The organism is Micromonospora sp. HM5-17 (assembly GCF_003762835.1).
GTDB lineage: Bacteria > Actinomycetota > Actinomycetes > Mycobacteriales > Micromonosporaceae > Plantactinospora.
Window position 1 is genome coordinate 22,672 of the sequence record NZ_RJWA01000005.1, and the last position, 22,148, is coordinate 44,819.

Sequence of the window (22,148 nt, forward strand, 5' to 3'; positions counted from 1 at the left end):
TACTCCCCTCCTCCACAGGCCATTGTTCACCATTCCCCACCCGGGGCGCATCTTCCCCCGACCGGCGATACGCCAGACACCCCCGCCAGCGCATCCTAGGAGGCTAGATCAAAGCAGAACATTGGATCGCATATGCTCTTTTTGCCCAGTCTGGGCGCTTGCCGAAGCAGCAGGGACAGTGTCCAAAACATGAATGGTGCTGGTACCTTTCGCTGCGCGCGGATGACACCGTGCTGATTCACGGGCGCGACGATACCTGCCCGATTAGTGCTACTGAGTCCGATTCGTACGGTCTGTTGGTGGAGACGAGGCGAAACGTGGAAAGCACGGTGGCTGCAACCGGTATGCGGTCGGCGGCGAGGACGGAGGTGCGGCGGTGATCGCACTGCGGGTGTATCGTGCCCTGCCGAAGGCGTACCGGCTCAGGTTCATCCAGTTGCTTCCGCCGCAGCGGCAGCTGTGGCTGGTCCGGCGGCTGACCCGGATGGCGCCGCGCCGGGCCGCCGTACCGGTCGGGCAGCTGCGCCGGGTCAAGGACCGGGGCATCTCGATCCGCGCCCTGGTCGCCACCGAGGCCACCCCGGCCGAGCTGTGGCGCCGCAACCTGGACCTGGTCACCCAGACGCTGGAGAGCGCCGGCATCGACCACTTCTACGTCCGCCACCTCGACGACCTGCGCAGCGCGGTCGCGGTGCCGCTCAGCCGCAAGTCCGAGGTGCTCCGGGCGCTCACCCAGGCCGCCGCCCGGGGCAAGGGCATCGTCCTCCGCCACGTCAACAAGGCGGGCGACCCGATCAACCCCAAGCGGGCGAAGATCGTCCAGCTCTTCCACGCGGTGACCGACCCCACGGGCAGCACCGTGCTCGGCAGCCAGCACGCCTGCGAGGTCGAGTTCTGGCGCGCCGTACCGGCCAACGACTCCACCCCGATCCCCCAGATCGTCGCGCCGCGCGGCAACCAGGTTGCCCCGGCGCTGCCGGCGGCCGGCCAGACCGAGATGGTCCCGGCCGCCCAGCTCAACCGCTTCGTCCCCTTCGAGGGCGTCCGCTACCGGACCCGCACGGAGTTCACGCCGGTCAGCTACGAGCAGGTCACCTTCCCGATCGACCTGGTCTACACCTGGGTCGACGGCAACGACCCCGACTGGCAGCAGCGCAAGAACCAGGCACTGCGGGAGAACGGCGAGGCCGAGATCAACATCATCGCGGCCAACATGTCCCGGTACATCAGCCGGGACGAACTGCGCTACTCCATGCGGTCGGTGGTCGCGAACGTGCCCTGGATCCGGCAGATCTACCTGGTCACCGACGACCAGGTGCCGCCGTGGCTGGACACCGAGCACCCGATGGTCCGGGTGATACGGCACCGCGAGATCTTCGGCGACACGGGCAAGCTCCCGACCTTCAACTCGCACGCCATCGAGTCGCGGCTGCACCGCATCCCCGGGCTGAGCGAGCACTTCATCTACTGCAACGACGACATGTTCTTCGGCCGGCCGCTGCTGCCGGACACCTTCTTCCTCCCCAACGGCATCTCGAAGTTCTTCCCGTCGCCGGCCCAGCTCGACGTCGGCCCGGCGACGATCCACGACGCCCCGGTCACCGCGGCCGGTAAGAACAACCGCCGGCACATCGAGGAGCGGTTCGGCCGGACCATCACGCAGAAGATGCGGCACGTGCCGTACCCGCTGCGTAAGAGCGTGCTGGAGGAGATCGAGCAGAACCTGACCAAGGAGGTGCTGGGCACCGCCAGCCACCAGTTCCGGCACCCCGAGGACCTGTCGATCCCGTCGTCGCTGCAGCACTACTGGTCGTACTTCTCCGGCCGCGCGGTGCCCGGCCCGATCGAGTACACGTACGCCGACCTGGCGCACCCGTCCACGCCGGTCAAGCTGGCCCTGCTGCTCGCCCGCCGCCACAGCGACGTCTTCTGCCTCAACGACACCGAGTCGAGCGAGGTGCTCCTCTCCGAGCAGCACGCGATGCTGACCGACTTCCTGTCGGCGTACTTCCCCTTCCGGGCCCCGTTCGAGCTGCCGGCCGAGGTCGAGGCCGAGCGGGCCAAGATGACCGCCAGCGCCCGGGCCGAGGCGTACCTGCCCCCGGCACCCACCATCCCGGCACCTCGCGGCGCCGCTGACCTGGATGCGACGAACCCGCGGCCGGCCGGCCAGCCCGAGCGGGTCGGATGAGCCAGCAGAGCCGACGGTCCTGGTCACCGCCCCGGCTGCTCCAGCTCGCCTCCGGCGCCCGCCGCCGGGCGGACCAGGCCACCGACAGGATCGTCCGCCGGATCGGTCAGCTCCGGTACGACCCGGTCGCCAACCTGCCCCGGGCGACCGGCGACTTCGTCGGGGTGCTCGACGGCCGCACCCTGCAGGTCCACGCGGTGCTGCCGGCCGGCGTCGAGCGGCCCGACCAGGCCGAGCTGCTGCTCCTCCGCGGCCGGCACGTTCGGCGCTGCCCGGCGTCGGTGCGGACCGGCCCCGACGGCCGGCCGTCGGTGGAGGCACTCGTCCGACTCGGCGAGGAGCCCGGGGAACTGCCCCTCAGCAAGGGCACCTGGTCGCTGGCGGTCGCCGTCGCCGGGGCCGGCGGTGAGCGCCGGTACGGCGTACGGATCGCCGAGCTGCCGGAGCGGCCCGGCCCGACGGTGGAGGTTCCCCCACACCCGGTCTCCGGCTGGACGTACTGGCCCGGCCGGGGGGTGAAGGGGGTGGCCCAGTTGACCGTCACCGGCCCCGCCGCGCAGGCGGAGGTGACGGCGCTCGACCACGACGGCGCCCAGGCCCGGATCCGGGCCCGCCTGGTCGGCGTCCGACGCGTGGACGGGCCGGCGCTGGTCTTCTCCCCGCGCGGCGGCGGTCCCGACCGGGTGGTCCCGGTCGACGTGGTCGATGGCCGCTTCGAGGCCGTCGTGCCGGTGGCTGACCTTGCCACCGGCGCCCCGGGCGACGAGGTGATCTGGGACGTCCGGGTGCGGGTCTCCCCCGCCCGGCTCGTCCGGATCGGCCGGTTCCTGCACGACCTCCGCGAACCACGAGCGGTTCTGCTGACCAGTCGGGTCATCCTGCCCATCGGCGGGGATGACTTCGTCGGCTACCGCCCCTATTACACGGCGAGCGGCGGCCTGGCGGTCGCGCTCCTCCGCTTCACGCGCTTCACCGGGGTGCAGAGTTGAAGATCACGTTTCTCCTGATGACCGCCGACGCCATGGGCGGCACCGAACGCGCGGTGCTGACCCAGGCCGAGTATCTCGCCCAGCGGCACACGGTCGAGGTGCTCAGCGTCTACCGCACCAGCCAGCGGTCCTTCTACCAGACGGACGACCGGATCCGGGTGCACTACCTGATCGACCAGACCGGGAAGACGCCCCGGCCCACCCGCCCGTCCACCGTCGACGACGCCGACTTCGACCGCCTCTTCCGCAGCGCGCCCCGGCTGATGCCGCCGTCCTGGGACGAACACGCCAACCGGCTCTTCGAGCTGGAACTCGAGCGCGGCCTACGGTCGCTCGAGACCGACGTCCTGGTCACCTGCTCCCCCGCCCTGATGGCGATGGCGACCACCTTCGCGCCCCCGTCCGTGGTCACCGTGCACCAGGAGCACCGGCCGTCGCAGTTCCGCGGACCCACGGGCCAGCCACTCTTCGAGTACGTACCCCGGTTGGACGCGCTGGTGCTGCTGACCCAGCGGACCCGGGACTGGTTCGCGGACAGTTTCGGCGACGCCGTACCCCGGCTCGAGGTCATCCCCAACGGCATGGCGGAGGGTTTCCGTCCCCGGTCGAGCCTGCAGAACCCGATCGTGATGATGGCCGCCCGGATGCACAAGGAGAAGCAGGTCGACCACGCGATCCGGGCGTTCAGCAAGGTCGTCGCCACCCACCCGGAGTGGACGTTGCGGATCTTCGGGGACGGTCCGCTGCTCACCCCGCACCGCCGGCTCGCCGCCGATCTCGGCCTGCACGACCAGGTCCAGTTCATGGGTCCCACGCCGCGCATCGTCGAGGAGTGGTCAAAGGCGAGCATCGCCCTGCTCACCTCCCGCGACGGGGAGGCGCTCCCGCTCGTCCTGCTCGAGGCGTTCGCCGCTGGCGTGCCGGCGGTGGCGTACGACATCGAGACCGGCCCGGGCGAGATCATCACCCACGGCAAGAACGGCTTCCTCGTGCCCGCGGAGGACGAGGACGGGATCGCCGAGGCGCTGAACACCCTCATCGCCGACGAGAAGCTCCGGCAGGAGTTCGGTGCCAACGCGCTGCAGGCCTCCGAGGCCTACCGGCTCGGTCCGATCATGGAGCGGTGGGAGAAGCTCTACGCCGAGCTGCTCGCGAACCGCGACAGCCACGTGCAGAGCCGGGCCGACCGGGTGGCGATCTGGCTGAACCGCACCGGGGGGTCCGGCTTCGCGCCGGCGGCGCCCCGCCCCGGCTCGATCACCAGCGGGGAGAACGTCTCGGCCGTCGAGGCCCGGATCGAACAGGCCGTACCGGGCCTGGTGCGCTCCGGCGGACGCCTGGCGGTCGTCCGCGACGACATGGTGCCGGCCGACGCCGCGTACGCCAACCTCGTCGCGGTGACGGAGGTCCTCGACCGGTACGGCATCCCGTACTGGGTGGTCCCGGACCCCAACATCCGCCACCGGGTGGCGGTGACCGAGGACCGTCGGGAGGCTGTCCTGGCCGCGCTCGCCGAGGGCTTCGCCACCGCCCCGGTATACGCCGAGACGCTGGTCCGGGACGCGAAGGTAACCGGCGTGACCCTGGCGGCCTGTCTGCCCGGTGAACAGCGGGCCGCCACCGCCGCAGGTCTACGGGTGTTCCAGCCGACGGTCTCCACCTCGCGCACCCTGCGCTACGGCCCCGGGTACGGTTGTGACCTGGAGTTCTGGACGGAGTCGGCGGACGGCAAGGGTGTCGACCCGATCCGGCGGACCATCATCGGTACCACCATCCCCCGCGGCGCGACGAGCCCGGCGACGATCCGGATCAGGGAACGCGACTTCCCGACTATCGAGGGCTTTGCGCAGCGGTTCGTCACCGACGTCGACTTTCCGATCGACGTCGTCTACACCTGGGTGGACGGCAACGATCCGGCGTGGATCGCCCGCAAGAACGAGGTGCTCGCCTCATTTGGCCGGCCGCCGGCCGAGGCGGCGGGCGGTGAGGCCCGGTTCCGCAGCCGCGACGAGTTGCGCTACTCGCTGCGCTCCATCGACATGTACGCCCCCTGGGTCCGCAACATCTACATCGTCACCGCCGGGCAGACCCCTGCCTGGCTGGACACCTCGCATCCGCGGGTCCACGTGGTCGACCACAACGATCTCTTCGGCGGGCGGGGCCGGCTGCCGACGTTCAACTCGCACGCCATCGAGTCGCAACTCCATCACATTGACGGGCTGGCCGAGCACTTCATCTACTTCAACGACGACTTCTTCCTCGGGCGGCCGGTGGCTCCGACGCTGTTCTTCCACGCCAACGGGGTGGCGCAGTTCTTCCTGTCGCCGGTCCGGATCCCGATGGTGGAGGTGGACGAGGAGGACGACTTCAACTTCAGCGCGGCGAAGAACAACCGCCGGCTGATCCGGAACCTCTCCGGCCGTACGCTGGTCCAGGGTCTGCTGCACGCCCCGTACCCGATGCGGCGCAGCGTCGGCCTCGACCTGGACCGGGAGTTTCCGGAGGAGGTGGCGCGGACCGCGGCCAGCCAGCTCCGGGCGCACAGCGACATCTCGATCGCCTCCTCGCTGCACCACTACTACAGCTACCTGACCGGGCGCGCCGTCCCCGGCAGCATCGCCATGCAGTACGTGGACACCGGCGACCCGGCCAAGCACCCGATGCTGACGAGGATCCTGGTGACCCGGGAGTACGACTCGTTCTGCCTCAACGACACCCACCACGGGATGCTCGACCCCGACACGCAGCACCGGGTCGTCTCGGCGTTCCTGGAGAGCTACTTCCCCGTGGCGAGCCAGTTCGAGCGGGGCAGCCCGCGCAACCTGGCGGCCCGCCAGACCACCGGCAACGCCGCCTGAGGCAGCGACGCACCGTCGTCGCGCCCGCAGCGCCAACCTGCCTGCCGTGAGCCTGGGACGGGCCGCCCCCGCCGTCAGTGGCCGGGGTGGCCCGTGCCAGGCTCACGTCATGGTGTTGGAGGTTGCGCTGATCGACGTCGTTCCCGGGCAGGAAGAGGACTTCGTCCGGGCGTACGCGTCAGGTCACCACCTGGTGGCCACCACCCCGGGCTGCCGGTCGGTCCGGATGACCCGCGGGGTCGAATCACCGTCCCGGTTCGTGCTGCTGGTGGAGTGGGACTCGGTGGAGGCCCACCTGGAGAACTTCCGCGCGACCGAGCGGTTCACCGCATGGCGGGCGTTGATCGGCCCGTACTTCGCGACGCCGCCGGTGGTCGAGCACTTCGTCGACGTACCGGTGCCGGCCTGACGGTCGTCCGACCGAAACTGTCGGACGGCGGCGTTATCCTCCCCGAGCGGTTCGGGGTGAATGCCGCCGGCCCCGGCGGGTTCGGGGCTGCCGGGTCCGGCGGCTCACCACGACGGCCGCACCTCGGCCGCGCGTCCCGACCGTCGGTCATCCGACGGGGGTGACACCGCCGAGCGCCCGCGCCGCGACCCCCTCCCCGGTTCCTCCCGTCAAATCTGCCCCGCCCCGGCCGGCCGCGACCAAGCCGCCCTCGTGGCTCGGGAACGCGGCGACGGTGCCGTCGGGCCGGAGCAGCCCGGTGGCGGCTCACGCCGGCTGGTCCCGTTCCACCCAGTCCCCGGGCTTGCCCCAGTCACCCGGCTTCAGCACGAACTGCCCGTAGGGCACCGTCCACACCACCTCGTGCCCGAGCCGGTGCCCGCTGTGCCCCTCCTCCCCGTAGGCGGTGCCGTGGTCGGAGCAGATCAGCACCAGGCAGGGCCGGTCCCGGGAGGTGACGAGCGCGAAGAGGCGCCCGATGTGCCGGTCGACGTACTCCAGCGCCGCCGCGTGGCTCTCCCGGCTGTCCCGCTCGGCACCGGGCAGGTAGTGCCGGTTCGGCTGGTGAATCGCCGCCACGTTGACGAAGAGGAAGAGCGGCTTCTCCGGCGGCACCGTCGGCAGTACGGTGGCGATCCGGTCGAGCTGCGCCTCGAAGCAGCGGGGCGAGGAGACGCCGAACTCCGGCTCCCAGTGCGCCTCCGCGAACAGTCCGGGCAGCACGCTGCCGAGCGGAGAGCGTTGGTTGAAGAAGCCAACCCCGCCCACACAGACCGTGTGATAGCCGACGGCGGCGAGCGCGCGGACCACGTCCGGGGCGTCGAAGACCCAGGTCTCGTCGCTGGTCGTCGTGCTGTCCTGGGAGGCCGCGGCGAAGAGCCGCGGATGCGGACCCGGCGTCGTCGGGGTGGGGAGGAAACCGGCGAAGAACGCCTGGTGGGCGGCATAGGTGAAGCTGGCCGGGCTGTGCCGGGCCTCCCACGTCCCGCCCGGCAGGGCCCGGGCCAGGTTCGGGGTCCGTCCGGCCGCGGCCAGCTCGGCGGCCACGTCGTAGCGGAGCGTGTCGAGGGTGACGAACAACAGGTCGTGGGTGCCGATGAGGTCTTTCACGCCATCCTCCCGTCAGTCGTTCCGCCTCGCCGCCACACCCGCCGGCGGAGCCACCGTCCACCATGGTCGGACCGATCCCGGAACGCGCATACCGTCGTGTCTTGCATAGCAGGCCCGACTGACGGGGTCGTACCCGGTCGGCGGGGTGCGGTCGCCTCCGCCGCCCGGAGGACGACCGCGGCGCCGGGAGCGCCGGCCGGGTCGGGCTCTCCGGAGCGTGGACGGTTCCTGGACAGTCATCCGCCGATCATGCCAGTTCCGCCACGGCCGTCCTTCCGCCGGTGGCGGGCGTGCCGCCGGCGCACGGTCGGACGCGCGGATCGGCAGGTGAGCGGCGCGGTCGACGGACCACAGTGGAGGCTTGGCACCGCCGGGGTTCCAGGGGAGAGGCGCCCCGGTTCGGGTTGAATGAACGCCATGACGGAACGAGTCGCCCTGATCACCGGGGTCAGTCGCCGAATCGGCATCGGTGCGGCGGTGGCCCGACGTTTCGCCTCCGCCGGCTACCGGTTGTACCTCAGCGGCCTGCCCGACTACGACGCGGCGCAGGACTACGGCGGCGGCCCCGAGGACGTACCGGCGCTCCTCGCCGAACTCAGCACGCGTACCGGGGATGCCGACCGGGTGCGCTACCAGGCCGTCGACCTGTGCGAGCCCTCCGCGCCGGGGGAGCTGGTCCAGGCGGCGGTACGCGCGCACGGTCGACTGGACGTCGTCGTCGCGGTGCACGCGTACTCGACGTACACCCCGTTGGGCAGCCTGGACGCCGCCGAGATCGACCGACACCTGATCGTCAACGTCCGGGCCACCCTGCTGCTGGCCGAGGCGTTCGCGGCGGCGTTCACCGCCGACTCCGGGGGCCGGCTGGTGCTGTTCTCCAGCGGGCAGCGGCTCGGCCCCATGCCCGGGGAGTTGGCGTACGCCGCCAGCAAGGCCGGTGTGGAGGACCTCACCCGGCAGCTGAGCCCGCTGTTGATGCCGAGGGGTATCACGGTGAACTGCATCAACCCGGGTCCCACCGACACCGGGTACCTCTCCGGTCCGGACCGGGAGGCGGTCGCCCGGATGTTTCCGGGCGGCGAGTGGGGCATCCCGGACGACGCCGCCCGGCTGGTCGAATGGCTCTGTTCGCCGGATGGCCGGTGGGTCACCGGTCAGGTGATCGACTCCGAGGGCGGCTTCAACCGGTACCGCTGACCGCGTCACGGCGGCGGAGCCGGCGCGCGGCCGTCGCCGCTACGCGACCCCGGCCGCGTCCATCCCGCGCAGTTCCTTCTTGAGTTCGGCGATCTCGTCCCGGATCCGGGCGGCCAGCTCGAACTGGAGTTCGCGGGCCGCGGCGAGCATCTGCTCGTTCAGCTCCTGGATGAGCTGCGCCAGGTCGGCCCGGGCCATGCCCTCGCGGGACGGCCCCGCCCCGCCCCGGCCCCGGCTGCGGGTCTCCGGCACCGGTGCCTTGCCTCGGGACAGCTGCCGCGCCGCGCCGCCGACCTGGGTGGTCACCCCCTCGGTGTCCTCCGCCTCGCGGTAGATGTCGTCGAGGATGTCGTGGATCTTCTTGCGGAGCGGCTCCGGGTTGATGCCGTGCGCCTTGTTGTGGGCGATCTGCTTGGCCCGCCGCCGGTTGGTTTCCTCGATCGCCTCCGCCATCGACGGGGTTATCGTGTCGGCGTACATGTGGACCTGTCCGGAGACGTTGCGGGCGGCCCGGCCGATGGTCTGGATCAGGGAGCGGCCGCTGCGCAGGAAGCCCTCCTTGTCGGCGTCGAGAATCGCCACCAGGGAGACCTCGGGCAGGTCCAGCCCCTCTCGTAGCAGGTTGATCCCGACCAGGACGTCGTAGTCGCCCTTGCGCAGCTCGCGCAGCAGCTCGACCCGGCGCAGGGTGTCGACCTCGGAGTGCAGGTAGCGGACCCTGATGCCGTGCTCCAGCAGGTAGTCGGAGAGGTCCTCGGCCATCTTCTTGGTCAGTGTGGTGACCAGGACCCGCTCGTCCCGCTCGGTACGCAGCGTGATCTCGTGCATCAGGTCGTCGATCTGCCCCTTGGTGGGCTTCACGATCACCTCGGGGTCGACCAGGCCGGTCGGCCGGATCACCTGCTCGACCACCTCGCCCTGGGCCTGCTCCAGCTCCCAGGGGCCGGGCGTGGCGGAGAGGTAGACCATCTGGCCGACCCGCTCCAGGAACTCGTCGAACCGCAGCGGACGGTTGTCGGCCGCGCTGGGCAGCCGGAAGCCGTGCTCGATCAGTATCCGCTTCCGCGAGGCGTCGCCCTCGTACATCCCGCCGATCTGCGGGATCGTCACGTGCGACTCGTCGATGACGGTCAGGAAGTCGTCGGGGAAGTAGTCCAGCAGGCAGTGCGGCGGGCTGCCGTACGTCCGGCCGTCGATGTGCATGGAGTAGTTCTCGATGCCGGAGCAGAAGCCGACCTGGCGCATCATCTCGATGTCGTACGTCGTCCGCATCCGCAGCCGCTGCGCCTCCAGCAGCTTGCCCTGGCGTTCCAGCTCGGCGAGGCGCTCGGCCAGCTCGGCCTCGATGCCGGCGATCGCCCGCTCCATCCGCTCGGGTCCGGCGGCGTAGTGCGTGGCCGGGAAGATCAGGAGGTGGTCGACCTCCCGGATCACGTCCCCGGTCAACGGGTTCAGGTAGTAGAGCTTCTCCACCTCGTCGCCGAAGAACTCGATGCGGAGCGCCAGCTCCTCGTAGGCCGGGATGATCTCCAGCGTGTCGCCCCTGACCCGGAACGTGCCGCGGTTGAAGGCCATGTCGTTGCGGGTGTACTGGATGTCGACCAGCCGGCGGAGCAGCGTGTCGCGCTCGATCTCCTCGCCGACGCTGATCCGGACCGCCCGGTCGAGGTACTCGTCCGGGGTGCCCAGGCCGTAGATGGCCGAGACGGTGGCCACGACCACGACGTCCCGGCGGGTCAGCAGCGACATCGTCGCGGAGTGCCGCAGCCGCTCGACCTCCTCGTTGATCGAGGAGTCCTTCTCGATGTAGGTGTCGGTCTGCGGAATGTACGCCTCGGGCTGGTAGTAGTCGTAGTAGGAGACGAAGTACTCCACCGCGTTGTGCGGCAGCAGCTCACGGAACTCCTTGGCGAGCTGGGCGGCGAGGGTCTTGTTCGGGGCCAGTACCAGGGTTGGCCGCTGGAGCCGCTCGATCAGCCACGCGGTCGTGGCGCTCTTGCCGGTGCCGGTGGCGCCGAGTAGTACCGAGTGCCGCTCGCCGCGCCGGATCCGCCGCTCCAACTCGGCGATGGCCGTGGGCTGGTCGCCGGAGGGCTGGAACTCGCTGACCACCTGGAAGCGGCCGTCACGTCGGGGAATGTCGAGCGCCATGACCTCAACCGTACGCCGCCGGTCCGACAGGACACAGCACGGTGCCGGGCCGCCGTGGCAACCGTGGGTACACGATCGGTTTCGATATGGTCATTGTGTGTATAAGGTGACCGCGCTACGGTTTTAGGGTAGGCCGCTCGCGGCGGCCGACCGGGTCCGCGACCGGCCGCCACACCAGCCGTCGCACCCGGGATCGAGGTTGCAGCCCTGGCGCGAGCCGGCGAGCGCACCGACGGCCGCCGCGAGCGGCCCTTTTTCGTCCGTGGTCATCCCGTCCGTTCCCGACCCCGTCGGCCGCCTAGGGGCGCCAGCCGGTGGCCGCCGCCCACGCCTCGGCCCGCTCGTGTTCCCGGTCGAACCACGGCTCCTTGCCCGCGGCGTACGCGTCGACGTCGGGGCTGGTCGCGACCAGCCTCTGCTTGAGCCGGAGGTACGCGGACCGCTGCTCGGGGTCGGCCCGCAGGTGGTCGCGCATCAGCAGGGCGTACCGCCAGCCCGGCGAGCCGACGACCCGGACGTGCAGGTTCACCGGCCGTCCCGGGTCCGCGCTGCCGTGCAGCCGCTTCTCCCAGCGGTCGGCATCGGTCGGGAACCGTGGGTTGTCCCACCACTGTCCCGGATACCGGGGAAAGCCCGCCTCGGCGAGCCGGTCCGCGACCGCGTCGGCCTCCGCCATCGACCCAACCCCCACCTGGATGTCGATGACGTCCCTGGCCGGCAGGCCCGGTACCGCGGTCGAGCCGACGTGGTCCACCCGGATCTCGGCCGGGCGGAGCGCGTGCCGGATCCGGGCGGCGAGCCGGGTGAACTGGGCCGGCCAGTCGGGATCGGGCGCGACGAGCCGAGCCTCGGTGAGTCGGACCGGCAGCCGCTCGCGCACGTTCCGCTCGTACGGGAGTAGCCGTTCCCGCCACAGGGTGTCGACGGCGGCGTGCAGCGTGGCGAGGTCGGCGTCGTTGTCCAGCAGGACATCGGCGGCGGCCTCCCGGCGCGCGTCCCCGGCCTGGGCCCGGATCCGCTGCTCGGCCTGGGTGGCCGTCATGCCCCGGTCCCGTACGAGTCGTCCGATCCGGGTCTGCTCCGCCGCCCGCACCACGACGACCAAGTGGTACGTCGGCGCCAGCCCCACCTCGACCAGCAGCGGTACGTCGTTGACGACGATCGCGTCCGGTGCCGCCTCTGCGGCGAGTTGGGCGGTTCGGGCCCGGACCCGGGGGTGGATGATCTGCTCCAGGCGGGCCCGGGCCGCGGGATCGCCAAACACGATCTCGCCCAGTGCCGGCCGGTCGAGGCTCCCGTCGGGCCGGCAGACCCGGGTGCCGAAGGCGGCGACGACCTCGCGGAGACCCTCGGTGCCCGGCTCGACCACCTCCCGGGCAAGCCGGTCGGCATCGATCACGACGGCGCCGTGGTGGGCCAACCGGGCCGCGGCGACACTCTTGCCCGACCCGATGCCGCCGGTCAGTCCGATCATCAGCACTGCTGTAGTCAACCAAACGGCGTCAGGCCCGCCTCCGGGGCACCCGGTGGAAACCGGGTGCCGGGAGACGGGCCTGACCGCGATGATTGTCGCCCGGGGCCGGGCCGCTACGCGGCGTCGGCGATCACTTGCCGCCGGCGAGCTTCTCGCGAAGCGCCGCGAGGGCCTCGTCCGTGGCGAGCGTGCCGGACGGCTCCTCGGCCTGGCGCGCCGACGTGCCGCCGGAGCCGCCGGTGGCCGTGCCGCCGGCCGCGGCCGCCGCCGCCTCGGCCTCGAGGGCGCGGGACTGCTGCACCTGCTTGGTGTGGGCCTCCCAGCGCTGCCGCGCCTCGGCGTACTGCTGCTCCCAGGCCTCGCGCTGCTTCTCGTAGCCCTCCAGCCACTCCCCGGTCTCCGGGTCGAAGCCCTCGGGGTAGATGTAGTTGCCGTCGGCGTCGTAGTTCGCGGTCATGCCGTAGAGGGTGGGGTCGAAGTGCTCCTCGCCCTCGATGAAGCCCTCGTTGGCCTGCTTGAGCGACAGCGAGATCCGCCGGCGCTCCAGGTCGATGTCGATGACCTTGACCATGACCTCGGAGCCGACCTGGACGACCTGCTCCGGGATCTCCACGTGCCGCTCGGCGAGCTCGGAGATGTGGACCAGACCCTCGATGCCGTCGTCGACGCGGACGAAGGCGCCGAACGGCACCAGCTTGGTGACCTTGCCGGGCACGATCTGCTGGATCGCGTGGGTCCGGGCGAACTGCCGCCACGGGTCCTCCTGGGTCGCCTTCAGCGACAGCGAGACCCGCTCGCGGTCGAGGTCGACGTCGAGGACCTCGACCTCCACCTCCTGGCCGACCTCGACGACCTCGGACGGGTGGTCGATGTGCTTCCAGGAGAGCTCGGAGACGTGCACCAGGCCGTCCACGCCGCCCAGGTCGACGAAGGCGCCGAAGTTGACGATCGAGGAGACGACGCCCTTGCGGACCTGGCCCTTCTGCAGCTTGTTGAGGAACTCGGTGCGGACCTCGGACTGGGTCTGCTCGAGCCACGCCCGGCGGGACAGCACCACGTTGTTGCGGTTCTTGTCCAGCTCGATGATCTTGGCCTCGAGCTCGCGGCCGACGTACGGCTGGAGGTCCCGCACCCGGCGCATCTCGACCAGGGAGGCGGGGAGGAAGCCGCGCAGACCGATGTCGAGGATGAGGCCGCCCTTGACCACCTCGATGACGGAGCCGCGGACGACGCCGTCCTCCTCCTTGATCTTCTCGATCGTGCCCCAGGCCCGCTCGTACTGGGCCCGCTTCTTCGAGAGGATCAGGCGCCCTTCCTTGTCCTCCTTCTGCAGGACGAGGGCCTCGATGTGATCACCGACCGACACCACCTCGGCGGGGTCCACGTCGTGCTTGATCGACAACTCACGCGAGGGGATGACACCCTCGGTCTTGTAGCCGATGTCGAGCAGGACCTCGTCCCGATCGACCTTGACGACGGTGCCTTCGACAATGTCGCCGTCGTTGAAGTACTTGATGGTCTCGTCGATGGCGGCGAGGAACGCTTCCTCGGACCCGAGGTCGTCGACGGTGACCTTAGTGGCGCTCGAGGTGGCCTCGATGCTGCTCGTCATGTGGGCGGTTGCTCCGGTCGGATGGATGTCACAGCAGGTTTGTCTCGCGGTGACCCGTCTGCGCCTGCGGACCCGCCGCCGGCCACCCCGAACGACCGCAGTCCGATCGTGCGGCGTGCCCGGCGACCGCGAGCCTGCTCCCTGCCGAGGCACACGATCCGCGAGCGCATCGAACAGCTTACCGTGCGCATTACCACAGCATGCAAGCCCTCCCCGCACGTGATGAGATCCGTTGTCCACTGCTCGGGAAGAGCTGCTGCCGGGCCACCCGGCTAACTGCCCGGGATCACCCCAGGAGAAGGTACCTTACCCTCCCGGCGGGCGATTCGGGTGGCCGGGGACTACCGTGACGGGATGCACGACGACACCCTGCCGGCCGGCGTCGGCGTGACCGACGCGCTGCCCGCCGACGACGATCCGCCCAGGGTGCTCCGGCGCCTGGTGACCAACGCCGAGAGCCGACGGGCCAGCCGCCGGTGGTGGGATCTGGACGCCGACGCCTACCAGGCCGAACACGGCGCGTTTCTGGGCGAGGTGGACTTCGTCTGGTGTCCCGAGGGGCTGCGCGAGGCCGACGCCCGGCTCCTCGGCGAGCTGCGGGGCCGACGCGTTCTCGAGCTCGGCTGTGGGGCGGCCGCCGCCGCCCGCTGGCTGGCCACCCAGGGCGCCCACCCGGTCGGGCTGGACCTCTCCGCCGGCATGTTGCGGCACGCGACCCGGGCCGCCGCGACCTCCGGGGTTCGCGTGCCGCTGGTCCAGGCCGACGCCCTGGCCCTGCCGTTCGGTGCGGAGACGTTCGACATCGTCTGTACGGCGTTCGGCGCGATCCCGTTCGTCGCCGACTCCGCGGCGGTGCTGCGCGAGGTGTTCCGGGTCCTCCGCCCCGGCGGCACCTGGGTGTTCTCGATCACCCACCCGATACGGTGGATCTTCCCGGATGACCCGGGTGAGGGAGGCCTGACCGTCAGGCACTCGTACTTCGACCGCCGCCCGTACGTGGAGCAGGACGCCGACGGGGTGCCGACCTACGTCGAGCAGCACCGCACCCTCGGCGACCGGGTCCGGGAGATCGTCGGCGCCGGCTTCGTGCTGCGCGACCTGGTCGAGCCGGAGTGGCCGGCCGGGCACGACCGGATCTGGGGGCAGTGGAGTCCGCTGCGCGGTCGGCTCTTCCCCGGCACCGCCATCTTCGTCTGCGACAAGCCACTGCGCGGGCCGGCGTAGGGGCCCGACTCACTATGCTGGCCTGGTGAGCGCCGAGCCAGTCGCGCAGCAACCGGGGCCATGGCAGCCGGACCCGGTCCGGCAGCGCCAGGCCGGCTACACCCTGGAGGACCTCCTCGACCTGCCCCCGGACGCTCCCCGCGTCGAACTCGTGGACGGAGTCATCCACGTGGTCCCCTCCCCCACCCTGGGCCACCAGAACATCGCCGGTCTGCTCTGGCACTGGTTGCGCACCCACGCCCCGGCGCACCTGCGGGTCGCCCAGGCGGTCGGAGTGGCACTCGGTGCCAACTTCACCCGGGAACCGGACGTCCTGGTCCACCTGGCCGAGGTGCCGGCCGAGCGGCACTTCCTGCTGCCGCACGAGGTGATGCTCGCGATCGAGGTGGTCTCACCCGGCACCCGCCGCACCGACCGGTTCAGCAAGCCGGCCGAGTACGCCGGCGCCGGCATCCCGGCCTACTGGCGGGTGGAGCAGGATCCGGTCCAGATCTCCGCGTACCGGCTCGCCGACCGGCCCGGGCCCAGTGGCCGCCGGGAGTACGAGCTGCTCGCCGAGACCGCCGACCTGCTGACGGTGGAGCACCCGTTCCCGCTGGCGTTGCCGATCGCCGAGATCACGCCGTAGCGGCGCTGTTTCGCCTCTGGGCCGGCGGGTAGGCCCAGGTATGCCGGAGCGGAGGAAGCTGCACAGGGGCGACCGGGTGAGCTGGCGCAGCCACGGTTCCCGCGCGTACGGCACCGTCCAGGAGGAGATCACGGAACGGACGTACGCCGCGAAGCGTACGGTCGCCGCGTCGAGGGAGAATCCGCAGTACCGGGTCCGGACCGACGACGGACGGGACGCGGTGCACAAACCGGAGGCGCTCGACGATGAGTAGCCGCGACGACGGCCGCGACATCGTTCGGGAGTTCCGGGACGCGGTCAACATGAATCCGGGTGAGCTGGACCGGTGGCTCGCCACCGACGCCTCGAAGGCGGTCGGCTGGCGCCACGACGGTGGCGAGTCGGTCGGTCACGAGTCCGGGCGGCGGATCATCGAGCTGTTGCGCAAGCGGACCAACCAGTTCACCGAACGCGACCTCGCCCACATGCGCAAGGTCGTCGGGTACGTCCGCCGACACATGGCCCAGCGGCCCGCCGGCGACGTCCGGAACACCCGCTGGCGGTACTCGCTGATGAACTGGGGCCACGACCCGTTGAAGGAGCCGCTGCCGCCACCCGGCGGCCCGTCGCGGAAGGCGCTGCAGCGGCATCGGGCCGCGGAGCGGTCGGCGCGCCAGACCCGGCGTGGGTGAGCCGGCGCCCGGCCGGGTCCGTTGCCGCCCGTCGCGGGCGGAGCGCCCCGGGCGAGGCTCGGTGCGGATGTGGTGGCCCGAACGGCGGATCGTCAGTGGCCGGCGCTGTTCCAGTCCGCGCCGACGCCGACCGTGACCTCCAGCGGCACCGCCAGCGGATAGGCCCCGCCCATCTCGCGGCGAACCAGCTCCTCCAGCGCCGCCCGCTCGCCCGGCGCGACCTCGAAGACCAGTTCGTCGTGGACCTGGAGCAGCATCCGGGACCGGAGCCCGGCCTCGCGCAGCGCGGCGTCGATGTGCAGCATCGCCACCTTGATGATGTCCGCCGCCGAGCCCTGGATCGGCGCGTTGAGCGCCATCCGCTCGGCCATCTCGCGCCGTTGCCGGTTGTCGCTGACCAGGTCCGGCAGGTAGCGACGGCGGCCGAGGATCGTCTCGGTGTAGCCGTCGTGCACCGCCCGCCTGACCACCGACTGGAGGTAGTCACGGACTCCACCGAACCGGCTGAAGTACTCCTCCATCAGGGCCCGCGCCTCGTCGGCCGGGATACCGAGCTGCTGGCCGAGCCCGAAGGCGCTCAGGCCGTACGCCAGGCCGTAGTTCATCGCCTTGATCTTGCGCCGTTGGTCGCTGGTGACCTCGGTCAGCGACACGCCGAAGACCGACGAGGCGGTGACGGCGTGGAAGTCGGCACCCGAGTGGAACGCCTCGATCAGCGCCGCGTCGCCGGAGAGGTGCGCCATGATCCGCATCTCGATCTGGCTGTAGTCGGCGGTGAGCAGGCACTCGTAGCCCGGCCCCACGACGAACGCCCGGCGGATCCGTCGGCCCTCCTCCGTCCGGATGGGGATGTTCTGGAGGTTGGGGTCGGTCGAGGAGAGGCGGCCGGTCGCCGCCACGGTCTGGTGGAAGGTGGTGTGGATCCGGCCGTCGTCGGAGACCGACTTCAGCAGGCCGTCGACGGTCGACTTGAGTCGGGCCACGTCGCGGTGCCGGAGCAGGTGCTCCAGCAGCGGGTGGGGCTGCTGGGCGTAGAGCCACTGCAGGGCGTCGGCGTCGGTGGTGTAGCCGGTCTTGATCTTCTTGGTCTTGGGCAGGCCCAGTTCGGTGAAGAGGATCTCCTGTAGTTGCTTCGGGGACCCGAGGTTGAACTCCCGGCCGATCACCGCGTACGCGGCCTGTGCCACCGCCTTGACCTCGCCGGCGAAGTGCGCCTCCAGCTCCGACAGGTAGTCGGTGTCGGCCGCGATGCCGGTCCGTTCCATCCCGGCGAGGACCTCGACCAGCGGCAGCTCCACCTCGGCGAGGAGCCGCGCCGACTGCTCGCCGGCGCGGGACAGCTCACCGGCGAGCGCGTCCGCGAGGTCCAGGGTGGCCCGGGCCCGCAGCATGAGGTTCTGCTCGACCTCGCCGTCGTTGCCCATGCCCTCGAAGGCGAGCTGCCCGGTGTCGGGGGTGTCGACCCGCAGTTCCCGGTGCAGGTACCGCAGGGCCAGGTCGGTCAGGTCGTAGGAGCGCTGGTCGGGGCGGGCCAGGTAGGCGGCGAGCGCGGTGTCCCGGGTGACCCCGCGCAGCGTCCAGCCGTGCGCGGCGAACGCCAGCAGCGCGGGCTTGCTGTCGTGCAGCACCTTGGGCCGGGCCGGGTCGGCGAGCCAGGCCGCCACGGCCGCCTCGTCGGCCGGCTCCAACGCGGCCGGGTCGAACCAGCCGGCGGCACCGGTCGCGGTGGCCACCGCAACCCCGGTCAGGCTGCCCGTCCCGCGGCCGAAGGTGCCGGTCACGGCGATCCCGACCGGGGTGCCGACCGGGGTGTGCTCGGCGAGCCAGCCGGCCACCTCGCCGGCCCCGAGGACCTTTCCGGCCAGGTCGAAGCCGGCCTCGGCCTCCGGCTCCACCGCGTCGAGGTACTGGTAGAGCCGATCCCGGAGGATGCGGAACTCGAGGGTGTCGAAGACCTGGTGCACGGCCTCCCGGTCCCAGCCGGGCCAGCGGGCGTCCTCGGGGCGCAGCGGCAGCTCCAGGTCGGAGACCAGGCAGTTGATCTCGTAGTTCCGGATGACGTCGGCGAGCCGCTCCCGCAGGCTCTCCCCGGCCTTGCCCTTGATCTCGTCAGCCCGGGCCACCACGCCCTCGACGCCGCCGTACTGGTTGATCCATTTTGCGGCGGTCTTGGGGCCGACGCCCGGCACCCCCGGGAGGTTGTCGCTGCTCTCGCCAACCAGCGCCGCGAGGTCGCGGTAGCGCTCGGGGCCGACGCCGTAGCGAGCGGTGACCGCCGCCGCGTCCATCCGGGCCAGGTCGGAGACGCCCTTGCGCGGGTAGAGCACGGTGATCCGGTCGTCGACCAGCTGGAAGGCGTCTCGGTCACCGGTGCAGATCAGCACCGACATGCCCTGGTCACGGGCCTGGCAGGCGAGGGTGGCGATGACGTCGTCCGCCTCGTAGCCCTCCTTCTCCACCACCGGGATCCGCAGCGCCGCGAGGACCTCCTTGATGAGGCTGACCTGGCTCTTGAAGTCGGTCGGGGTCTCGCTGCGGCCCGCCTTGTACTCCGCGTAGCGCTCGGTGCGGAAGGAGTGGCGGGAGACGTCGAAGGCGACGGCGATGTGGGTGGGCTGCTCGTCCCGCAGCACGTTGATCAGCATCGAGGTGAAGCCGTAGACCGCGTTGGTGGGCTGCCCCGTGGTGGTGGAGAAGTTCTCGACCGGCAGGGCGAAGAAGGCCCGGTAGGCCAGGGAGTGACCGTCGAGCAGGAGCAGGCGCGGCGTAGAGGCTGTCACGATAGGCGACTCTAGTCGGACCCCCCGACAGCGGGACCACCCCCGGGGCCCGCGCGCGTCGCCGGCCCCGGGCGGCCTCACAGGACCTTGGCGAGGAACGCCTGGGTTCGCTCGTGCCGCGGGTTGGCGATCACCTCGCGGGGCGGCCCGGATTCCACCACCACGCCGCCGTCCATGAAGACCAGCGAGTCGCCCACCTCGCGGGCGAAGCCGATCTCGTGGGTCACGACGATCATGGTCATCCCGTCCCGCGCCAGGTCCTTCATCACGTCCAGCACCTCGCCGACCAGTTCCGGGTCCAGTGCGCTGGTCGGCTCGTCGAAGAGCATCACCTTCGGCTGCATGGCCAGCGCCCGGGCGATCGCCACCCGCTGCTGCTGGCCCCCGGAGAGCTGCCCGGGATAGGCGTTGAGCTTGCTGGCCAGCCCGACCCGGTCCAGCAGCTCGATGCCCCGCTGGCGGGCCACGGCCGCGGGCTCCCGGCGGACCCGCAACGGCGCCTCGATCACGTTCTCCAGGGCCGTCATGTGCGGGAACAGGTTGAATCGCTGGAACACCATGCCGATCGACCGGCGCTGCGCGACGACCTCCTTCTCCCGCAGCTCGTACAGCTTGCCGCCGCGCTCGCGGTAGCCGACCAGCTCGCCGTCGACCCAGATCCGGCCGGCGTTGATCTTCTCGAGGTGGTTGATGCAGCGCAGGAAGGTCGACTTGCCCGAGCCGGACGGCCCGAGCACGCAGCAGACCTCGCCGGCGCGTACCTCGAGATCGACGCCGCGGAGCACCTCGAGGTGACCGAAGGACTTGTGCACGTTCTCGGCCCGCACCATCGGGCCGGACTCGGCGGCCGACGGGGCGGCCTGCGCGGGGATCGTCGCCTCGGTCATCGGGCCGTCTCCGTCCCGCCGGGGGCGCCGCCGCTCTCCGCGGTGACGTTGCGCAGCCGGAACCGGGCCCGCTCGGACCGGCCGTAGCCCTTCCCGTAGTGCCGTTCCAGGAAGTACTGGCCGACCAGCAGGACGCTGGTCAGGAGCAGGTACCACAGACAGGCGGCCACGTACATCGGGAAGATCTGGAAGGTGCGTTTGCCCACGGCGTCGAGCTGGAAGAACAGCTCCATGCTGACCGGCACGTACATCAACAGCGAGGTGTCCTTGAGCATCGCGATCGTCTCGTTGCCGGTCGGCGGAATGATCACCCGCATCGCCTGCGGGAGCACCACCCGACGCAGCGTCTGGCCGCGGGTCATGCCCAACGCCCCGGCCGCCTCGGTCTGCCCCGGGTCCACCGACTGGATCCCGGCCCGGACGATCTCGGCCATGTACGCGGCCTCGGAGAGCGCCAGCCCGAGCAGACCGGCCATGAACCCGGTCAGCAGGTCGCGGGAGTCGAAGCCGAACAGCCGCAGCTCAAGATTGTCGATGCCGAAGAGCCGCCCGAGATGGGTGTCGAACGGCACCCCGAACTCGATCCGGCTCCAGAGGATGCCGATGTTGCCGAAGACGGCCAGCAGTACCAGCCGGGGCACGGCCCGGAAGAACCAGGTGTAGAGCCAGGCGACCCCGCGCAGGATGGGATTGGGTGAGAGCCGCATGACCGCGACCACCACCCCGAGCGCCACCCCGATCAGCATCGCGCTGATCGTCATCAGCACCGTGCCGCGCACCAGCCCGTCGATGATCGGCGGGCGGAACATGTGGTCGATCATGAACGACCACTGGAACGCGTCGTTCGTCAGCAGGACGTGCAGGAACATCGCGGCCAGCACGGCCAGCACTGCGACGGTGACCCAGCGTCCGGGGTGACGGACGGGCACAGCCTTGATCGGCTCCGGCCGTGCCCGTTCGGTCGCGGTCTTCTCGGCGGTCATCTCACATCACGGGTTGATCGTCACGTCACGGGTTGATCGCCGGAGCGGTGATCGCCCCGTCGCCGACCTTCCACTTCTCCAGCACGGTCCGGTACGACCCGTCGTCGATCAGCGCCTTGACCGCGTCCCGCACCGCCTCGGCGAAGGCGGTCTGGTCCTTGGCGACCACATAGCCGTACGGGGCGGCGTCGTACATCTTGTCCAGCAGCTCGAGCTGGCCGCCGGACTGGGTGACCGCGTACGCGCTGACCGGGTAGTCGGCCAGCATGGCGTCGTCCTTGCCGGAGACCACGGCCGCGGTGGCCGCGTCCTGGCCCGGGAACTGGTCGATGGTGATCGCCGGCTTGCCCGCGTCGGTGCACGCCTTCGACCGGGCCTGGATGTCCTCGACCTGGACGGTGTCCTTCTGCACGGCGATCTTCTTGCCGCAGGCGTTGTCGAGGGTGACCCCGGCCGGGTTGCCCTTCCTGGTCGCCCACTGGGTGCCGACCTGGTAGTAGCTGACCATGTTGGCCTGGGCCTTGCGCTCGTCGTTGATGGTGAACGACGAGACGCCGACCTCGTACTTGCCGGAGTTGACCCCGGCGATGATGTCGCCGAAGTTCGCCGAGACGAACTCGGCCTTCAGGCCGAGCTTCGCGGCGACCGCGGTGAAGAGTTCGACGTCGAAGCCGATCACGGTCTTGCCGTCGGTGTCGAGGAACTCCGCGGGGGCGTACGTCGAGTCGGTCCCGACGACGATCTTGCCATCGGCCTTGATCGCGTCCGGCACCTTGGACGCGAGGGCCGAATCCGGCGCCGCGGACACCGACGGGCCGGACCCGGCGGGCGTCTCCTCCTCCCCGCAGGCGGCGAGGGACAGGCTGAGCAGAGCGGCCCCGGCGATGCTGAGCGCCCGCCGCCGGCCTCTTGTCGTCGTGAACATGTGATCCTCCTGATTACCGG

At 70.9% G+C, this 22,148-nt stretch carries 17 protein-coding genes; 9 read left to right on the forward strand and 8 right to left on the reverse strand.

Annotated features, from left to right (window positions below):
- Positions 1 to 376: 376 nt before the first annotated feature.
- The 4 genes from EF879_RS15750 (at position 377) to EF879_RS15765 (ending at position 6,447) form a co-directional block, all read left to right on the forward strand.
- Positions 377 to 2,191, forward strand: a complete 1,815-nt coding sequence (locus tag EF879_RS15750) for a stealth family protein (RefSeq protein ID WP_233604503.1) — start codon at positions 377 to 379, stop codon at positions 2,189 to 2,191.
- Positions 2,188 to 3,180 (forward strand): hypothetical protein, encoded by a 993-nt coding sequence (locus tag EF879_RS15755; RefSeq protein ID WP_123559328.1) that lies wholly within the window; start codon positions 2,188 to 2,190, stop codon positions 3,178 to 3,180. Before EF879_RS15750 ends, EF879_RS15755 begins: the two co-directional genes overlap by 4 nt.
- Positions 3,177 to 6,038 (forward strand): stealth conserved region 3 domain-containing protein, encoded by a 2,862-nt coding sequence (locus tag EF879_RS15760; RefSeq protein ID WP_123559330.1) that lies wholly within the window; start codon positions 3,177 to 3,179, stop codon positions 6,036 to 6,038. The genes EF879_RS15755 and EF879_RS15760 overlap by 4 nt, the downstream gene beginning before the upstream one ends.
- A 109-nt stretch (positions 6,039 to 6,147) precedes the next feature.
- On the forward strand, positions 6,148 to 6,447 hold the full coding sequence (locus EF879_RS15765; RefSeq protein WP_123559332.1) for an antibiotic biosynthesis monooxygenase: 300 nt from the start codon (positions 6,148 to 6,150) through the stop codon (positions 6,445 to 6,447).
- Between the two features lie 306 nt (positions 6,448 to 6,753).
- On the opposite strand, the gene EF879_RS15770 is transcribed toward EF879_RS15765, so the two are convergent.
- A complete protein-coding gene (locus tag EF879_RS15770) occupies positions 6,754 to 7,596 on the reverse strand; it encodes an STM4013/SEN3800 family hydrolase (RefSeq protein WP_123559334.1) in 843 nt (280 codons plus the stop codon).
- Positions 7,597 to 8,013: 417 nt separating this feature from the next.
- Between EF879_RS15770 and EF879_RS15775 the strand changes: the two genes are divergently transcribed.
- Positions 8,014 to 8,793, forward strand: coding sequence for an SDR family oxidoreductase (locus tag EF879_RS15775; RefSeq protein WP_233604504.1), 780 nt, complete (start codon positions 8,014 to 8,016; stop codon positions 8,791 to 8,793).
- Between the two features lie 39 nt (positions 8,794 to 8,832).
- Here the strand turns inward: EF879_RS15775 and uvrB are convergent, their stop codons facing one another.
- From uvrB to rpsA, 3 genes are all read right to left on the reverse strand, one after another.
- Positions 8,833 to 10,944 (reverse strand): excinuclease ABC subunit UvrB, encoded by a 2,112-nt coding sequence (gene uvrB, locus EF879_RS15780; RefSeq protein WP_123559338.1) that lies wholly within the window; start codon positions 10,942 to 10,944, stop codon positions 8,833 to 8,835.
- A 298-nt stretch (positions 10,945 to 11,242) separates the two neighbouring features.
- Positions 11,243 to 12,424, reverse strand: coding sequence for a dephospho-CoA kinase (coaE, locus tag EF879_RS15785; RefSeq protein WP_123559341.1), 1,182 nt, complete (start codon positions 12,422 to 12,424; stop codon positions 11,243 to 11,245).
- Between the two features lie 124 nt (positions 12,425 to 12,548).
- Positions 12,549 to 14,030: a 30S ribosomal protein S1 gene (gene rpsA, locus EF879_RS15790; RefSeq protein WP_123559343.1), complete on the reverse strand. Its 1,482-nt coding sequence runs from the start codon at positions 14,028 to 14,030 to the stop codon at positions 12,549 to 12,551.
- A 354-nt stretch (positions 14,031 to 14,384) separates the two neighbouring features.
- Here rpsA and EF879_RS15795 point away from each other — a divergent pair, with 354 nt between their 5' ends.
- Genes EF879_RS15795 through EF879_RS15810 form a run of 4 tightly spaced genes read left to right on the forward strand, consistent with a single transcriptional unit; the run spans position 14,385 to position 16,553 of the window.
- Entirely contained in the window at positions 14,385 to 15,254 is an 870-nt protein-coding gene (locus EF879_RS15795) for a class I SAM-dependent methyltransferase (protein ID WP_123559950.1), read from the forward strand.
- Between the two features lie 25 nt (positions 15,255 to 15,279).
- Positions 15,280 to 15,882 (forward strand): Uma2 family endonuclease, encoded by a 603-nt coding sequence (locus tag EF879_RS15800; RefSeq protein WP_123559345.1) that lies wholly within the window; start codon positions 15,280 to 15,282, stop codon positions 15,880 to 15,882.
- Positions 15,883 to 15,922: 40 nt separating this feature from the next.
- Complete coding sequence (locus EF879_RS15805) at positions 15,923 to 16,135, forward strand: DUF2945 domain-containing protein (protein WP_123559347.1); 213 nt, start codon at positions 15,923 to 15,925, stop codon at positions 16,133 to 16,135.
- On the forward strand, positions 16,128 to 16,553 hold the full coding sequence (locus EF879_RS15810) for a DUF3140 domain-containing protein (RefSeq protein ID WP_123559349.1): 426 nt from the start codon (positions 16,128 to 16,130) through the stop codon (positions 16,551 to 16,553). The genes EF879_RS15805 and EF879_RS15810 overlap by 8 nt, the downstream gene beginning before the upstream one ends.
- A 92-nt stretch (positions 16,554 to 16,645) precedes the next feature.
- On the opposite strand, the gene polA is transcribed toward EF879_RS15810, so the two are convergent.
- The 4 genes from polA to EF879_RS15830 form a co-directional block, all read right to left on the reverse strand.
- Positions 16,646 to 19,333 (reverse strand): DNA polymerase I, encoded by a 2,688-nt coding sequence (polA, locus tag EF879_RS15815; protein WP_123559351.1) that lies wholly within the window; start codon positions 19,331 to 19,333, stop codon positions 16,646 to 16,648.
- A gap of 77 nt (positions 19,334 to 19,410) precedes the next feature.
- Positions 19,411 to 20,220 (reverse strand): amino acid ABC transporter ATP-binding protein, encoded by an 810-nt coding sequence (locus tag EF879_RS15820; protein WP_123559353.1) that lies wholly within the window; start codon positions 20,218 to 20,220, stop codon positions 19,411 to 19,413.
- Positions 20,217 to 21,203, reverse strand: coding sequence for an amino acid ABC transporter permease (locus EF879_RS15825; RefSeq protein WP_123559355.1), 987 nt, complete (start codon positions 21,201 to 21,203; stop codon positions 20,217 to 20,219). Before EF879_RS15825 ends, EF879_RS15820 begins: the two co-directional genes overlap by 4 nt.
- A gap of 25 nt (positions 21,204 to 21,228) precedes the next feature.
- A complete protein-coding gene (locus tag EF879_RS15830; protein WP_123559357.1) occupies positions 21,229 to 22,128 on the reverse strand; it encodes an ABC transporter substrate-binding protein in 900 nt (299 codons plus the stop codon).
- Positions 22,129 to 22,148 lie beyond the last annotated feature (20 nt).

Excerpts from the sequence above, each read along its gene's own strand:
- EF879_RS15755 (WP_123559328.1), top strand. The coding sequence starts at position 2,188 with ATGAGCCAGCAGAGCCGACGGTCCTGGTCACCGCCCCGGCTGCTCCAG.
- EF879_RS15765 (WP_123559332.1), top strand. The coding sequence starts at position 6,148 with ATGGTGTTGGAGGTTGCGCTGATCGACGTCGTTCCCGGGCAGGAAGAG.
- EF879_RS15775 (WP_233604504.1), top strand. The coding sequence starts at position 8,014 with ATGACGGAACGAGTCGCCCTGATCACCGGGGTCAGTCGCCGAATCGGC.
- uvrB (WP_123559338.1), bottom strand. The coding sequence starts at position 10,944 with ATGGCGCTCGACATTCCCCGACGTGACGGCCGCTTCCAGGTGGTCAGC.
- rpsA (WP_123559343.1), bottom strand. The coding sequence starts at position 14,030 with ATGACGAGCAGCATCGAGGCCACCTCGAGCGCCACTAAGGTCACCGTC.
- EF879_RS15795 (WP_123559950.1), top strand. The coding sequence starts at position 14,385 with ATGCACGACGACACCCTGCCGGCCGGCGTCGGCGTGACCGACGCGCTG.
- EF879_RS15805 (WP_123559347.1), top strand. The coding sequence starts at position 15,923 with ATGCCGGAGCGGAGGAAGCTGCACAGGGGCGACCGGGTGAGCTGGCGC.
- EF879_RS15810 (WP_123559349.1), top strand. The coding sequence starts at position 16,128 with ATGAGTAGCCGCGACGACGGCCGCGACATCGTTCGGGAGTTCCGGGAC.
- EF879_RS15820 (WP_123559353.1), bottom strand. The coding sequence starts at position 20,220 with ATGACCGAGGCGACGATCCCCGCGCAGGCCGCCCCGTCGGCCGCCGAG.
- EF879_RS15825 (WP_123559355.1), bottom strand. The coding sequence starts at position 21,203 with ATGACCGCCGAGAAGACCGCGACCGAACGGGCACGGCCGGAGCCGATC.
- EF879_RS15830 (WP_123559357.1), bottom strand. The coding sequence starts at position 22,128 with ATGTTCACGACGACAAGAGGCCGGCGGCGGGCGCTCAGCATCGCCGGG.